14 protein-coding genes and 1 pseudogene are annotated in these 15,205 nt (G+C 69.9%); 5 read left to right on the top strand and 10 right to left on the bottom strand.

What is annotated here, in order from left to right; translation table 11 throughout:
* Positions 1–5 precede the first annotated feature (5 nt).
* Both DMP23_RS43905 and DMP23_RS43910 read right to left on the bottom strand, forming a co-directional pair.
* Positions 6–1,445, bottom strand: a complete 1,440-nt coding sequence (locus DMP23_RS43905; RefSeq protein ID WP_337824725.1) for an APC family permease — start codon at positions 1,443–1,445, stop codon at positions 6–8.
* Between the two features lie 207 nt (positions 1,446–1,652).
* Positions 1,653–2,411: a GntR family transcriptional regulator gene (locus tag DMP23_RS43910; RefSeq protein ID WP_275293467.1), complete on the bottom strand. Its 759-nt coding sequence runs from the start codon at positions 2,409–2,411 to the stop codon at positions 1,653–1,655.
* 119 nt (positions 2,412–2,530) lie between these two features.
* Here DMP23_RS43910 and iolC point away from each other — a divergent pair, with 119 nt between their 5' ends.
* Genes iolC through DMP23_RS43935 form a run of 5 tightly spaced genes read left to right on the top strand, consistent with a single transcriptional unit; the run spans position 2,531 to position 8,523 of the window.
* Positions 2,531–3,478 carry a 5-dehydro-2-deoxygluconokinase gene (gene iolC / locus DMP23_RS43915; RefSeq protein ID WP_337824726.1) on the top strand — a complete coding sequence of 316 codons (948 nt, stop codon included), beginning with the start codon at positions 2,531–2,533 and terminating at the stop codon, positions 3,476–3,478.
* Complete coding sequence (locus DMP23_RS43920) at positions 3,475–4,341, top strand: Cgl0159 family (beta/alpha)8-fold protein (RefSeq protein ID WP_043827556.1); 867 nt, start codon at positions 3,475–3,477, stop codon at positions 4,339–4,341. Before iolC ends, DMP23_RS43920 begins: the two co-directional genes overlap by 4 nt.
* Positions 4,338–5,144: a 5-deoxy-glucuronate isomerase gene (gene iolB, locus DMP23_RS43925; protein WP_337824727.1), complete on the top strand. Its 807-nt coding sequence runs from the start codon at positions 4,338–4,340 to the stop codon at positions 5,142–5,144. The genes DMP23_RS43920 and iolB overlap by 4 nt, the downstream gene beginning before the upstream one ends.
* Entirely contained in the window at positions 5,141–7,006 is a 1,866-nt protein-coding gene (iolD, locus tag DMP23_RS43930; RefSeq protein WP_337824728.1) for a 3D-(3,5/4)-trihydroxycyclohexane-1,2-dione acylhydrolase (decyclizing), read from the top strand. The genes iolB and iolD overlap by 4 nt, the downstream gene beginning before the upstream one ends.
* Positions 7,007–7,029: 23 nt before the next feature.
* Positions 7,030–8,523 carry a CoA-acylating methylmalonate-semialdehyde dehydrogenase gene (locus tag DMP23_RS43935; RefSeq protein WP_337824729.1) on the top strand — a complete coding sequence of 498 codons (1,494 nt, stop codon included), beginning with the start codon at positions 7,030–7,032 and terminating at the stop codon, positions 8,521–8,523.
* A 403-nt stretch (positions 8,524–8,926) separates the two neighbouring features.
* Here the strand turns inward: DMP23_RS43935 and DMP23_RS43940 are convergent, their stop codons facing one another.
* The 8 genes and pseudogenes from DMP23_RS43940 to DMP23_RS43970 all read right to left on the bottom strand — a co-directional run bounded on the left by DMP23_RS43940 (position 8,927) and on the right by DMP23_RS43970 (position 15,205).
* The gene (locus tag DMP23_RS43940) at positions 8,927–9,781 is read right to left on the bottom strand and encodes an IS3 family transposase (RefSeq protein WP_337819872.1); all 855 of its coding nucleotides are present in this window, start codon (positions 9,779–9,781) and stop codon (positions 8,927–8,929) included.
* Positions 9,778–10,101: a helix-turn-helix domain-containing protein gene (locus DMP23_RS43945; RefSeq protein WP_240691576.1), complete on the bottom strand. Its 324-nt coding sequence runs from the start codon at positions 10,099–10,101 to the stop codon at positions 9,778–9,780. Before DMP23_RS43945 ends, DMP23_RS43940 begins: the two co-directional genes overlap by 4 nt.
* A 33-nt stretch (positions 10,102–10,134) precedes the next feature.
* Positions 10,135–10,305: pseudogene (locus tag DMP23_RS48190) on the bottom strand (helix-turn-helix domain-containing protein); the annotation flags it as partial.
* A gap of 135 nt (positions 10,306–10,440) precedes the next feature.
* Positions 10,441–11,316, bottom strand: coding sequence for a sugar phosphate isomerase/epimerase family protein (locus DMP23_RS43950; RefSeq protein WP_337824730.1), 876 nt, complete (start codon positions 11,314–11,316; stop codon positions 10,441–10,443).
* A 67-nt stretch (positions 11,317–11,383) separates the two neighbouring features.
* Positions 11,384–12,376: a sugar phosphate isomerase/epimerase family protein gene (locus tag DMP23_RS43955; protein ID WP_337824731.1), complete on the bottom strand. Its 993-nt coding sequence runs from the start codon at positions 12,374–12,376 to the stop codon at positions 11,384–11,386.
* Entirely contained in the window at positions 12,373–13,392 is a 1,020-nt protein-coding gene (locus DMP23_RS43960) for a Gfo/Idh/MocA family oxidoreductase (RefSeq protein WP_337824732.1), read from the bottom strand. Before DMP23_RS43960 ends, DMP23_RS43955 begins: the two co-directional genes overlap by 4 nt.
* 22 nt (positions 13,393–13,414) lie before the next feature.
* Positions 13,415–13,759, bottom strand: coding sequence for a universal stress protein (locus DMP23_RS43965; RefSeq protein WP_134731586.1), 345 nt, complete (start codon positions 13,757–13,759; stop codon positions 13,415–13,417).
* 3 nt (positions 13,760–13,762) lie between these two features.
* Positions 13,763–15,205, bottom strand: a complete 1,443-nt coding sequence (locus DMP23_RS43970; RefSeq protein ID WP_134731584.1) for a sugar porter family MFS transporter — start codon at positions 15,203–15,205, stop codon at positions 13,763–13,765.

Here is a 15,205-nt window from a genome sequence, read left to right on the forward strand (position 1 = left end):
AGAAGTCAGACGGGTTCGGTGGCCGGGGCCGGAGCGCCGCGCGGCACTGTCCGGGGCGAGCGCAGGAGCCCGGCGGCGAACACGACGGGCACGATCGCCAGCAGCAGCCACACGGTCGTCGCGCTGCCACCGGTGAGCACTCCGAAGTTGCGCACCACCTGGCTGAGGATTCCGAGCATCAGCACGGCGGAGAGGGCCGGCGCGAGCAGCGTGGTCCAGGGATTGCGTTCGGCGCGGGTGCGCCGGAAGTAGCCGATGACCGCCGCCGAGGTGAGCGTGTACAGCACCACGAGCGTCGCGACGGCCAGCCCGGACAGCCAGCTGAACAGCTGGCCGACCGGGTCCATCCCGGCCGCCGCGAACGGCAGCACCACCACCGCGGCCAGCAGCGACTGCGCCAGCGAGGCCGCGGCCGGCGCCTGGTGCCGGTTGGTGCGCTCCAGGATCGGCGGGAACAGGCTGTGCCCCGCCATGGTGTGGAAATAGCGCGTGATCATGTTGTGGAACGACAGGATCCCGGCGAACAGCGACGTCGAGAGCAGCACGTCGGCCGCGGTCCCCGCCCACTCCCCCAGCACGCTGTTGAGCGGCGTCACCGCGAAGGAAGCGGGGTCGGTCTGCAGTGCCGTCCGCGCCGCCTCCTGCGCCTGCCCCGCGCCGTAGAAGCAGACCAGCGTCCAGGTCAGGAACGCGAGGAACACCGCGATCAGGACGACCGCGATATAGGTCGCGCGAGGCACGGTGCGCCGCGGGTCCTTCGCCTCGCCCGAGTAGATCGCCGTCGATTCGAATCCGAACATCGACGCGATCGCGAACATGATCGCGACTCCGGGCGCGCCCGCCAGCACCGCTTTCGGGCCGAAGCTCGCGGGAACGTCCAACGCGGACCATCCCTTGGTGACGACCACGCCGACGGCGAACCCGGCCAACAGCAGCAATTCGAACGCCACGAGCACGGCGAGCACGCGGGCGCCGAGTTCGATCTTGCGCGAGCCGAGGAACCACACGACGGCGATCGCGCCCGCGACGCAGGCCCACCACGGCACGGAAATGCCCGCGTGCCGGGAAAGCAGCCCGGACAGGGTGGCCCCGAACAGGCCGTACATCGCGATCTGGATCGCGTTGTAGGACAACAGGGCCAGCGCGGATCCGCCGGAGCCCGCGCGACGGCCGAGCCCCGCCTTGATCACGGCGAAAAAGCCGCCGCGGGTGTCCACGTGCCGCGCGATCGTGGTGAACCCGACCGCGAACAGCACGATCACGACGCCGACGACGAGATAGGCGCCGGGTGCGCCCGCCCCGTCCCCGAGCGCCACGGCGAGCGCGGCCGCGCCCACGATGCTCGTCAGCGGCGCTTGCGCCGACAGGACGAAGAACAGGATTCCGGGAACGCCGAAAGCGTTCCGCTTGAGATCGGTCTGGTGCTGGACTTGCGCGTTCGACATTGAGCGCCTCCGCCGGGAACGGCTCGGCGGCGCCTGCGCCGGCGCCGCTGCTGTTGCCGACAACCTTCAGCGCCAGACCCAGAACTTGTCAAGTGGATAGTTTCGCGGATTCATGCACGTTGGCGATGAATCCCGCTGTCTCGCCACGGGTATCGCGAAGACCGGTTTCACCCCCGGCCGCCGGACTGTCCGAAATGGACAGTCGCGTCAGGAATTCGCCAGGGAGAGGTTGAACGAGTACCGCGAAGCCCGGTACACATGCCATCCGTACTCGACGACCCGGCCCGTCTCGTCGTAGGTCGTGCGCTGCATGGTCAGCAACGCGGCCCCCGGCTTCTCGTCGAGCAGTTCGGCGTCCTCGGCGGTCGCGAGGCGGGCGCCGATGTTCTGCTGCGCGGAGTGCAGGCGCAGCCCGGTCCCGCGCAGCAGCTGATACAGGCCCTTCTCCCGCAGGTCCTCGTCCGACGGGTCGATCAGGCCGTCCGGGAGGTAGTTGTTCATCACCGCGAGCGGCTCGCCGCCCGTCGAGCGGATCCGCTTCAACCGGCGCACGCGCGTCAGCCCGGGGACTTCCAGCAGCCCGGCGGCCTCCGCGTCGGCGTCCTCCACGCGGTTGCACAGCACCGTCGTCTCCGGCGTTCCGCCCAGCCCGGCGAGGTCGTCGTACAGGCTGCTCAGCCGCAGCGGACGGGTGACCTTCGTGCGCACCACCTGGGTGCCGACCCCGCGCTTGCGCACCAGCAACCCCTGGTTGACCAGCGACTGGATGGCCTGGCGGACCGTGGGACGGGACAGCCGCAGCCCGGCCGCGAGGTCCAGTTCGTTCGCCAGCCGCGCGCCCGCCGGCAGGCGGCCGTCCTCGATCGCGGCGTGCAGCTGGCGCGCGACCTGGAAGTACAGCGGTTCGGGGCTGGCCGGATCCACCGCGATCTCGCGCGCGGGGTCCCAAGCCGGACTGGCGTTCATCCTCGGGAGCCTACCGACTCAGGTGCCGATGACCTAATGTCCATATGTCTTGACAAAGTCCCTCGGGGTCCTGCACTGTCAGAGGGCGGAGCCACCGCGGCAGGCAGGAGGACGCGACGATGACCACGGGGTTCGACCTCGTCACGATGGGCCGGATCGGGGTGGACGTCTACCCCGAGCAGATCGGCGTCGGGCTGGAAGACGTCACCTCGTTCGGCAAGTATCTCGGCGGCAGCGCGACCAACGTCGCGGTCGCCGCCGCCCGGTACGGCCGGGCCTCGGCGGTGATCACCAAGACCGGCGACGATCCGTTCGGCCGGTTCCTGCACCGCGCGCTCGCCGGATACGGCGTGGACGACCGGTTCGTCGGGACGTCGCCGCAACTGCCGACGCCGGTGACGTTCTGCGAGATCTTCCCGCCGGACGATTTCCCGCTCTACTTCTACCGTTTCCCGAAGGCGCCCGATCTCGACATTTCCGCCGATGAACTCGACTTCGACGCGATCCGCGCGGCGAAGGTGTTCTGGGCGACGGTGACCGGGCTGTCGCAGGAACCGAGCCGTTCGGCGACGCTGGCGGCGCTGGAGGCCCGTGGTCGCAGGGGGATCACGGTGCTGGACCTCGACTACCGGCCGATGTTCTGGGACTCGCGCGAGCAGGCCCGGGAATGGGTCGGCAAGGCGCTCGAACACGCCACGGTCGCGGTCGGCAACCTCGACGAATGCGACACCGCGGTCGCCGTCCGCGAACCTCGGGAGGCGGCGAAAGCGTTGCGGGACAAGGGGATCTCGCTCGCCGTGGTGAAGCAGGGCCCGAAGGGCGTGCTCGCGGTGGACGACACCGGCGAGGTCGAGGTGCCGCCGGTGCCGGTGGAGGTCGTCAACGGTCTCGGCGCGGGCGACGCGTTCGGCGGCGCGCTGGTGCACGGGCTGCTGTCCGGCTGGGACACCGCGCGGGTGATGCGGTTCGCAAACGCGGCCGGCTCGCATGTGGCGGGCCAACTGTCCTGTTCGGACGCCATGCCCACCGAAGACCAGGTACTGCGCAAGCTCGGAGGAAAAGAATGAATACGGTCGAGCGGATCGTCGCCAAACGCGTGCGCGATCCCGAAGCGATCGCCGAGGCCGCTGCCGTGCGCGTGCGGGCCAAGTCGCCGTTCAACGACAAGGGCCGCACGATGATCATCGCCGCGGACCACCCCGCGCGGGGCGCGAACGCGGTCGGCTCCGATCCGCTGGCGATGGCCGATCGCGGCGAACTGCTGGAGCGGCTGTGCCTCGCGCTGGAACGACCGGGCGTCACCGGCGTGCTCGCGACCCCGGACATCGTCGACGACCTCCTCCTGCTCGGCGCGCTGGACGGCAAGACGGTCATCGGGTCGATGAACCGCACCGGGCTGGCCGGGTCGAGCTTCGAGATCGACGACCGGTTCGCCTGCTACGACGCGGAAACCATCGCGCGCATGCGGTTCGACGGCGGCAAGACGCTCACCCGGATCTGCCTCTCCGACCCGGCGACGCCGAGCGTCCTGGAGAACACCGCGAAGGCGATCGACGCGCTCGCCGACCGGAAACTCGTCGCGATGGTCGAACCGTTCCTGTCCGAATGGGTCGACGGCCGGATCAAGAACGACCTCTCCCCCGACGCCGTGATCCGCTCGATCACCATCGCGTCCGGGCTCGGCCGCTCGTCGGCCTACACCTGGCTGAAGCTGCCGGTGGTCGCCGAGATGGAGCGGGTGCTGGCGGCCTCGACGCTGCCCGCGGTGCTGCTCGGCGGCGAGGTCAAGGACCCGGACGCGGCGTTCGCGTCCTGGCAGCAGGCGCTCGCGCTGCCGACGGTGCAGGGGCTGGTGGTCGGGCGGTCGCTGCTCTATCCGCACGACGGCGACGTGGCGAAGGCGGTCGATACGGCGGTGGGGTTGCTGTGAACCGGTTCAGTCTCGAAATCACTCCCGAATCGGCCGGATGGGGCTACTCCGGCCTGCGCGTGCTGGAACTCGACGGTGCCGAGACCGTCTCCACCGGCGACGCGGAAACGCTCGTGCTCCCGCTGTCCGGCAGCTGCTCGGTGTCGGTCGACGGCGAGACGTTCGAGCTGGCCGGGCGCACCGGCGTGTTCGACGCGGTCACCGATTTCGCGTACCTGCCCAGGGATGCCGAGGCGACGATCACCGGCCAAGGCAGGTTAGCGCTGCCCTCGGCGAAGACCTCGAAGCGGCTGCCCGCGCGCTACGGCCCGGCCGACGGCGTGCCGACGGAACTGCGCGGCGCGGGCAACTGCAGCCGCCAGGTCAACAACTACTGCCTGCCGCACACCTTCGACGCCGACCAGCTGCTCGTCTGCGAAGTCCTCACGCCGGGCGGGAACTGGTCGTCCTACCCGCCGCACAAGCACGACGAGGCGCGCGAGGGCGAAAGCGAACTCGAGGAGATCTACTACTTCGAGGTCGCCGGCGGCGGGATGGGCTACCAGCGCGTCTACGGCACTCCCGAGCGCCCGATCGACGTCCTGGAAGAGGTCCGCACCGGCGACGTCGTGCTGATCCCGCACGGCTGGCACGGCCCGTCGATGGCCGCGCCCGGCTACGACCTGTACTACCTCAACGTGATGGCCGGTCCCGGACCCGAACGGGCCTGGCTGATCTGCGACGACCCCGCGCACGCGTGGGTCCGCCAAACCTGGGAATCCCAAGACGTCGACCCGCGGCTGCCGTTCGGAGGCGCACGATGAGGCTCACCACCGCGCAAGCCCTGGTGCGGTTCCTGGCCAACCAGTACTCCGAGCGCGACGGCGTCGAACACCGGCTGATCCCCGGCTGTTTCGGGATCTTCGGGCACGGCAACGTCGCCGGGATCGGCCAAGCGCTGCTGCAGGCGGCTCGCACCGGCTCCGACGACCTGCCGTACTACCTCGCGCGCAACGAACAGGGCCAGGTCCACGCCGCGACCGCGTTCGCGAAAATGCGCAACCGGCTCCAGGCCTTCGCCTGCACCGCGTCCACCGGCCCCGGCTCGACGAACATGATCACCGGAGCCGCCCTCGCCACCACGAACCGGATCCCGGTCCTGCTGCTGCCCAGCGACATGTTCGCCACCCGCGGCCCCGACCCGGTGCTGCAACAGCTGGAGGACACCCGCGGCGGCGACGTCACGGTCAACGACGCGTTCCGCCCGGTGTCGAAGTACTTCGACCGGATCACCCGGCCCGAACAGCTGATCTCCGCCGCCCTCGCCGCCATGCGCGTGCTGACCGACCCGGTCGAGACCGGCGCGGTCACGCTCGCGCTGCCGCAGGACGTCCAAGCCGAAGCCTACGACTGGCCCGAGAAGTTCTTCCGCCGCCGCGTCTGGCACATCGACCGCCCGGTGCCCGAACCGGAAGCACTCGGCCGCGCCGTGGACCTGCTGCGCGCCGCGAAGGCCCCGCTGATCGTCGCAGGCGGCGGCGTCGTGTACTCCGAGGCTTGGGAAGAACTGCGCGCGTTCGCCGCCGCCACGGGGATTCCCGTCGCCGACACGCACGCGGGCAAGGGCGCGGTCCCGTGGGACCATCCGAGCGCGGTCGGCGGCATCGGCTCCACCGGCACGTCCGCCGCCAACGCGCTCGCCGCGGAAGCCGACGTCGTGCTCGGCATCGGCACCCGCTACAGCGACTTCACCACCGCGTCCCACACCGTGTTCGGCAATCCGGGCGTGCAGTTCGTGAACCTCAACGTCGCGCGCCTCGACGCCGCGAAGCATTCCGCGGAAATGGTGCTGGCGGACGCGAAACGCGGCATCACCGCACTGCACGAAGCCCTCGCCGGATGGCAGGTCGACGACGCGTACCGGACCCGGGCGCGGCTGCTGGCCGACGAGTGGAACCGCACCGCGGACGACTGCTTCGCCGTCGGGCACCAGCCGCTGCCCGCGCAGACCGAGATCCTCGGCGCGCTCAACAGCGAACTGGACGACCGCGACGTGGTCATCAACGCCGCCGGATCGATGCCGGGCGACCTGCAGATGCTCTGGCGGGCCCGGGATCCGAAGGCCTACCACGTCGAATACGCCTACTCGTGCATGGGCTACGAGGTCGCGGCGGGCGTCGGCGCGAAAATGGCCGCGCCCGACCGGGAAGTGGTCGTGCTCGTCGGCGACGGCTCGTACCTGATGATGGCGCAGGAAATCGTCACGATGGTCGCCGAAGGGCTCAAGGTGATCATCGTGCTCGTGCAGAACCACGGGTTCGCCTCGATCGGATCGCTGTCGGAATCCCTTGGCTCGCAACGATTCGGCACCTCCTACCGGTACCGTGCCGACAACGGCCTGCTGGAGGGCGGGGTACTGCCCGTCGACCTCGCCGCCAACGCCGCCAGCCTCGGCGCGACCGTGCTCCGCGCGTCCACTGTGGACGAGTTCCGGGCCGCGGTGAAACAGGCCAAGGCGAACTCCACGACCACCGTCGTGCACGTCGAAACCGACCTGCACGGCCCCAACCCGCCCGGATCGGCGTGGTGGGACGTGCCGGTCAGCGAAGTGTCCGACCTGGACTCGACCCGAGCGGCGCGCGAAACCTACGCCGACGTCAAACGCAAACAGCGCCCGTACCTCTGACCGACCTCTCGACGAGGAGCGAAGTGAACACCATCGAACACTGGATCAACGGCGTCTCGACCCCCGCGGGTTCCACCCGCACCGCACCGGTCTACGACCCGGCCACCGGCAAGCAGCAGTCCGCCGTCCTGCTCGCCGAATCGGCCGACGTGGACACCGCCGTCGCCGCCGCCGCGAAGGCCGCCGAGTCCTGGAGCGAATCCTCGCTCACCCAGCGCACCCGGATCCTCTTCGCCTTCCGCGAACTGCTGGTCAAGCACGAGGACGAACTCGCCCGCGTCATCTCCAGCGAACACGGCAAGGTCGTCGACGACGCACGCGGCGAGATCGTGCGCGGCCGCGAGGTCGTCGAATACGCCTGCGGCATCGCCGACGCGCTCAAGGGCAGCTTCTCCGACCAGGTCTCCCGCGGCGTCGACGTGCACGACTTCCGCCAGCCGCTCGGCGTCGTCGCGGGCATCACCCCGTTCAACTTCCCGATCATGGTGCCGCTCTGGATGCACCCCGTCGCCATCGCCGCGGGCAACACCTTCGTGCTCAAGCCCAGCGAACGCGACCCGTCCGCGTCCAACCTGGTCGCGCAGCTCTACGCCGAAGCCGGCCTGCCCGACGGCGTGTTCAACGTCGTGCACGGCGACAAGGTCGCGGTCGACGCTTTGCTGGACCACCCGGACGTGTCCGCGGTGTCGTTCGTCGGCTCCACGCCGATCGCCAAGTACGTGCACGAGCGCGGCACCGCGACCGGCAAACGCGTCCAAGCCCTCGGCGGCGCGAAGAACCACGCTGTGGTCCTGCCCGACGCCGACCTCGAATACGCCGCCAACCACCTCACCGCCGCCGCGTTCGGCTCCGCCGGGCAACGGTGCATGGCGATCTCCGTCGCGGTCGCGGTCGGCGACGCCGGCGACCGGCTGATCGGCGTGCTGGAACGCAAGGCCCGCGAGGTCAAGGTCGGCCCCGGCTCCGACGCCACGAACGACATGGGCCCGGTCGTCACCGCCGCCGCGCGCGACCGCGTGCTCACCGCCGTCGCCCGCGGCGCCGAAGAAGGCGCGACCGTGGTGGTCGACGGACGCGGCCACTCGGTCGACGGGCACGAGGAAGGCTTCTTCGTCGGACCGTCCCTTTTGGACCACGTGACCACCGAAATGCAGGCCTACCGCGAAGAAATCTTCGGCCCTGTGCTCGCGGTCGTCCGAGTGTCCACGGTGGACGAAGCGATCGCGCTCATCAACGCCAACCCGTACGGCAACGGCACCGCGATCTTCACCGGCAGCGGCGAAGCGGCCCGCCGCTTCCAGCGCGGCGTGCATGTCGGCATGATCGGCGTCAACGTGCCCATTCCGGTCCCGATGTCGTACTACTCGTTCGGCGGCTGGAAGGACTCCCTCATCGGCGACAGTCCGATCCACGGTCCGGCCGGGGTGCGGTTCTACACGCGTGCCAAGGTGGTCACCACGCGGTGGCCGGAAACCGAGGCGCACGGGGCGGCGTTCAACTTCCCGACTGCTAACTGATCCACGACGAAGGGGGCGCACCCAGCCGGGCGCGCCCCCTTCACTGAGGTTTTCTCGTCAATGCCAGGGACTTAAGCTGGGCGGCTTCGGCCTGCGGACTGTCCGCACCGGACACCAAACCCGCCGAAATGCCCGACTGATATCCGTCTGACCGTATCCGTGAGTCCGTGAGGGGCCCCTTGAGGGAATCAGATTCCCTCAAGGGGCCCCTCACAGACCGCACACCGCGCTTCCGCCCGACCGGCCCGCCTGCCGACAGCCAGCCCAGCCTTCCCGACCCGGGCAGACGCGCTCCCCACGCACCCGCAGGGCCGCCTTAAGTCCCTGGCACTGGAGGTTTTCGCGTACGTGAGGGGACCCCTCATTGAACTGGGCCCCGGAAGTTGGACTGGTTATGTAGAGGTTAGGCGGCGGGGGTCTGGGCTCGGTATTCGGCCGGGCTCAGGCCTTGGAGCGTGGTGGAGATGCGGGTGGTGTTGTACCAGTCGATGTAGTCGTGCAGTGCCGTGATGAACGTGTCGACGGTGTCGAACTTGGTGTGGTGGAAGAGTTCTTCTTTGAGGTGGCCGAAGAAGTTCTCGGCGACGGCGTTGTCCAGGCAGGTGGCTCGCCGGGACATCGACTGGGTCAGGCCGGCGTCGGCGAGCAGGGTGCGCCAGGAGGCGTGCTGGTATTGGAAGCCTTGGTCGGAGTGCACCAGCGGGCGGGCTCCGGCGGGCAGGGTCGCGATCGCGGCGCGCAGCGAGGAGTTCGTCAGCTCCAGCGTCGGGGACGGCCCGCAGGCGTAGGCGACCACGGACCGGTCGAACAGGTCGATCACGGGCGAGAGGTAGAGCTTGCGGTCGCCGATGCGGAACTCGGTCACGTCGGTGACCCATTTGGTGTCCGGGGCGTCGGCGCCGAACTCGCGGTTGAGCAGGTTCTCGGCGGCCGTGCCGGGCTGCCCGGGCCAGGTCCGGCGCCGGCGCGGCCGCCGGACCTGGCAGACCAGGCCGAGGGCGTTCATCAGCGTGCGCACGGTTTTCTTCGCCACCCGCCAGCCGGCGCGGACCAGGACCGCGTGGACGCGCCGGTGCCCGTAGCGGCCGCGGGCGGCCTCGAACGCCTCGGCGATCGCGGCCTTGAGCCCGGCGTGCGGGTCGGGCCGGTCGGGCCGGGCCTGGTGGTAGAAGAACGTCGACCGGGCCAGGCCCGCGACCGCCAGCAGCACCGGCAGCGGATAGTCGGCCTTGAGGGCGGCGACGGCCTGGGTTTTCACCCTCGCCCCTGCTCCCTCAAGGCCCGCAATTTTTTTAGGTAGGCGTTCTCCGCCGACAGCCGCAGGTTCTCCGCCCGCAACCGCTCCAGCTCGCCGGGACCCGGCGAGTCCGCGACACCGGGCGGACGGCCTTTCGGCTTGGGCCGCAACGCGTCCTCGCCCTCGCGCCGATACGCCCGCGCCCAGTTCTCCACGAGTTTGGGCGAGGACAGCCCGTGCTCGCGCGCCAGCTCGGCCGCGGTCGCCTCGCCGCCGACATACCGGCGCACGACCTCCAGCTTGAACTCGAACGCGAACGACCGCCTGCCTGGCTTGTTCATCAGCGCTCCCGCGCTCCGCAGCCTCCAACGATCACGCAAGCGTCGCACGGCACCCGCCGACACCCCCAACCGGGACGCCACGGCCTTCGCGCCATACCCGTCCTCGAACAACGCAACAGCGGACGCCCGCTGCCACTCAGACAACGAACTGTGTGGATGCAACGAACCACTCCCCGGACAGCTGGAACTGGATTCCCAGTCCAACTTCCGGGGCGCAGTTCAGAGGGAATCTGATTCCCTCAGGGTTCCCCTCACGTACGCCGGCACCAGCCCAACCGCGCCCCTCGGCCAGAAGCAGCTTCACCCCCACCGCACTATTGAGAAAACCGCACTGTAGCCCTAAAGCTTCCCGCCCCCAAAGTGCTTCTCCACCAACCCGGCAGCCTTCTCCCGCTGCCGCACCGAAATCTCCTCCGCCCGTTCCTCCCAGCCGAACACACACGACGACACCACCCCGTCGAACCCGACGTCAGCGAGCGCGGCGAAAACCTCGTCAAAGTCGACCTCGCCCCGCCCGATCTCGGCATGCTGATGGACCCGGACAGTCGAACCCGGAGGATTCACGATGTACCGCAGTCCGTTCGAAGCGGTGTGGTCGAGGGTGTCAGCGAGGTGCACGTACGTGACCTTGTCCCCAGCGTCAGCAATGATCCCCGAAGCATCGTTGCCCTGATGGAACGTGTGCGGCGTGCAGTAGAGGAACGAGATCCACTCCCGATTGAGCCCCCGCACGAGCCGCACAGCGGCATGGCCGTCCTCGATGAAGTCGTCCGGATGCGGTTCCAGCACCAGCTTCACGCCCTCGCGCTCGAACACCGGGATCAGCTCGTCCATCGAGCGCAGGAACTGGCTTTCGGCGAACTCGGCGGCCTCCGGGCGGCCGTTGAACTCCGAGTTCATCGTGTCCACCCCCAGGTCGACCGCGATCTGGATCGCCCGCATCCACGCGCGCACCGCGGCTTGGCGTTCCTCCTCCCCCGGGCCCGACCAGCGCAGCACGGGCAGCACCGACGCGATGCCCACCCCGGCATCGGCGGCGCGCTTGCGCAGTTTCGCCACCGTGGCGTCGTCGGCGCGCGGGTGGCCGAAGAACGGGATGAAGTCGGCTTTCGGGGACAGTTCGAGCCACGAGTAGCCCAGGCGCGCCACCACGTCGGGCAGGTCGAGCACGGAATGGGTGGCGTAGAACATCTGCGGGTCGAGAGCGAGTTTCACGGTTTCCTCCGGAGAACAGGCGGGGCGGCCGGGAAAGTGCCCCGGCCGCCCCGCGCGTGGATCGGCTTCACAAGTCGCGAGCGGCGGCGTGCAGGTTTTTCGCCGCGAGCGCGAGCCCTTCGGTCTGCGAGTAGGCGGCGTCCTCGTGTTCGATGTTCACCGCGATCCCCGGATCGACCTCTTGCAACGCACGCAGGAACCCGGTCCAGTAGCCCGTGTCGTGCCCGAGGCCGACCGCGACGAACTTCCACGCCGGGTCCTGCGGCCAGGCCGAGCACCAGTAGCCGATCCCGGTCGGGACCTTGCCTTCCTGCGCGGCGGGCACTCGGGTGAACGACGTGTCCAGCACGCCGCGGACGTCCGCCCCGGGGCAGAGCGTCACGTCCTTCGCCGCGGCGTGGAACACCAGCGGGCCCAGCCACCGGATGCAGGCGAGCACGTCCATGCCCTGCCACATCAGGTGCGACGGGTCCAGTTCCGCGCCGAGGTTCGTCGCGCCGGTCTCGTCGACCAGCCGCTTCAGCGTCACCGGCGAGAACGCCAGGTTGTGCGGATGCATCTCGATCGCGACCCGGACGCCGTTTTCCCGGGCCAGCGCATCGATCTCGTTCCAGAACTCCGCCGCGACGTCCCACTGGTAGTCCAGCACGTCCAGGTACACGCCGTCCCACGGGTTCACCACCCACGACGGGTATTTCGCGTCCGGGTCGGAGCCGGGAGTGCCGGACATGGTCACGACATTCCGCACGCCGAGCAGCCCGGCCAGCCGGATGCTGCGGCGCAGGTCCTCGGCGTGCTTCGGCCCGACGCCCGGCAGCGGGTTGAGCGGATTCCCGTTGCAGTTCAACGCTGTCAGCTCGATGCCGCGCTCCGCGAACGCCCCCAGGTACTCGCGCCGCGCCGAGGCCGAGGACAGCAGCAGGTCGACCGGGCAGTGCGGGGCCGGGAGAAATCCGCCGCTGTTCACCTCCGCCGAGGTCAATCCGTTGGCCCGCAGCACGTCGAGCGCCTCGGCCAGGGTGTGGTCGTGCAGGCAAGCGGTGTAGGCACCCAGCTTCACCGCGCGTCCCCGGCGTAGAAGGCGGGCCGGTCCTTCATCGTCACCCCGACGACCCGGCCGGTGTGCAGGGCCTCCACCGTCGCGTCGGTGATCACCGTCGCGGCGTAACCGTCCCAAGAGGACGGTCCGGCCGGCTCACGGCCGGCCGCCAGCGTGTCGATCCATTCCTGGAATTCGACGTCGAACGCCGCGGCGAACCGCTGCTTCCAGTCCTGGAGCACCGCCACCCGGCTCGACCCGGCGGTGCGCACGGCGGGACTCGCCGGGTCGGGCAGCCGGACCAGCCCGGCCTCGCCCACCGTCTCGCACTGGATGTCGTAGCCGTACTGGCAGTTCACGAACACCTCGAGGTCGATCCGCACCCCGGCCGCCGTCTCGAACAGCATGATCTGCGGGTCCCGCAGGTGCGGGAACCGGTTCCCCGTCGACCGCGGCGTGAGCACCTGCGCGGACACGATCTCGTCGGACAGCAGCCAGCGCAGCACGTCGATCTCGTGCACGGCGGTGTCCTGCGCGGCCATCTCCGAGTGGTAGCTCTCCGGCACCGTCGCGTTGCGGTGCGCGCAGTGCACCATCAGCGGCGTGCCGATCTCGCCCGCGTCCAGCACGCGTTTCATCTCGCGGTACCCCGCGTCGTAACGGCGCATGAACCCGACCTGCACGAGCCGGCGGCCGAAGGCCTGCTCGGCCTCGACGATCCGCAGACAGTCCTCCGCCGTGGTGGCCAGCGGTTTCTCGCAGAACACCGGCTTCCCCGCGGCGATCGCCGCCAGGACGTGCTCCGCGTGCGTCGGCCCCCACGACGTGACGACCACAGCGTCCACATCGGACTGTCCGATCAGGTCAGCCCCGTCGGCGGCCGCCCGGGCGCCGACCGCCTCGGCGACCCGCGCGGCCCGCTCGGCGTCGAGGTCGGCCACCGCGACCACCTCGGCTCCGGCGACCACCTCGGTCAGCCGCCGGACGTGGTCCTGCCCGATCATCCCGGCCCCGATCACTCCCACGCGTACGGTCACGGCGGGTTCTCCCTTCACCTCTTCAGTATTCGGCTGTCTTCACAGCCAGGACAGGCACCTCCGCGCCGAGCAGCAGCCGCTGCGCGACGCTGCCGAGCACGAGCTTCCCCACCGGCGAACGCCGTTTCATCCCGATCACCAGCAGGTCGACCTCGCCGGCCCGCTCGGCCAGCAGGTCGAGCACGTGCTCGGCGACGTCCACGCCGGGGCGGCGGTCCAGGACCTCCGCCGCGGCCGGCGCGTCCAGCGGGGTCAGCCGCAGGTTCGCCACCAGCAGCTTCGTCCCGCGCAGCTCGGCTTCCTCGATCCCGCGAGCGAGCGCGAGATCCCCTTCCCGCGAGTCAGTGACCGCGGCGAGCACCGCCATCGTTCAGCCCTCCTTCGCGGCCAGCGCGGGCGCGCCGAACCGTTGGTGCAGCTCGGTTTCCAGTGCTTCCAGCGAGCGGCCGCGGGTCTCCGGGACGACCTTCGCCACGAAGGCGATCGCCGCCAGCCCGAGCAGCACGAACAGGAAGAACGTCATGGAGATGTGCAGCGCGTCGACCAGGATCGGGAACGTCAGGCCGATCGCGAAGTTCGTCAGCCACAGCACCAGGCTCGCGATGCCCATGCCGAGCCCGCGCAGCTTCAGCGGGAAGATCTCCGACAGCATCAGCCAGGTGACCGGCGAGATCGCGCCCTGCTGGAACGCCAGGAACGTGATGGTCAGCGCGAGCACCACGAACGCCCGGCCCTGCCCGGCGGGCAGCAGCAGGGAGAACAGCCCGATCAGCAGCAGCGCCGACGTCGTGCCGATCTGCCCGGCGATCAGCATCGGGCGGCGGTTCACCTTGCCCAGCAGGTAGATCCCGGCGAACGTGGCCAGCACCGAGATCACCCCGTTGGCGATGTTCGCGGTCAGCGCGCTGTTCGCGGAGAACCCGGCGTCGGTGAGGATCTGCGTGCCGTAGTACATTATCGAGTTGACCCCGGTCACCTGCTGCACGACCCCGATCCCGATGCCGACGAGCACCAGCCGCCGGATCCACGGAGTGGCGAGGTCGCGCAGCCCGCCGGTCTGGGACTTCTTGTCCTCCAGCGCGAGCCGGCGCACCTCGTCGAGTTCGGCCGTCGCGCGCTGCTCCGAGCGCACCTGCTTCAGCACCGCCAGCGCGTCGGCGAACCGGTCCTTCGACACCAGCCAGCGCGGGCTTTCCGGCATCACCAGCATGCCGAACCACAGCACCACCGCGGGCAGGGTCGCGATCACCAGCATCCAGCGCCACACGCCGTTGCTCTCGCCGAACGCGTTGCCGATGAACGCGTTGAAGGTGAACGCGAGCAGCTGGCCGGACACGATCATCAGCTCGTTCTGGGTGACGAGCCGGCCGCGCCGTTCCGCGGGCGACACTTCGGCCAAGTAGGTCGGCACCGTCACCGAAGCACCGCCGACGGCCAGGCCCAGCACGAACCGGCTGAGCACCATCACGGCGGTGACCGGGGCGAGCGTGCAGCCCAGCGTGCCGATCAGGAAGATCGCGGCCAGCACCAGGATCGTGCGCCGCCGCCCCCGCCGGTCGGCCAGCCGCCCGCCGAGGATCGCGCCGAGCGCGGCTCCCAGCAGCAGCGAACTCGTGACCAGCCCTTCGGTGAACGGGGACAGGCCGAGGTCGGCCTTCATGTACGGCAGCGCGCCGTTGATGACCCCGGTGTCGTAGCCGAACAGCAGGCCGCCGAACGTCGCGATGACGGTGACCAGCCGCAGCCGGCGGGAATGCGGGCCCTTCTCCTCAAGCGGTACGGCCGGTGGCGTCGTTGCCCGGACGTGACTCAT

This window comes from Amycolatopsis sp. A1MSW2902, from assembly GCF_017312175.1.
Lineage (GTDB): Bacteria > Actinomycetota > Actinomycetes > Mycobacteriales > Pseudonocardiaceae > Amycolatopsis > Amycolatopsis nivea.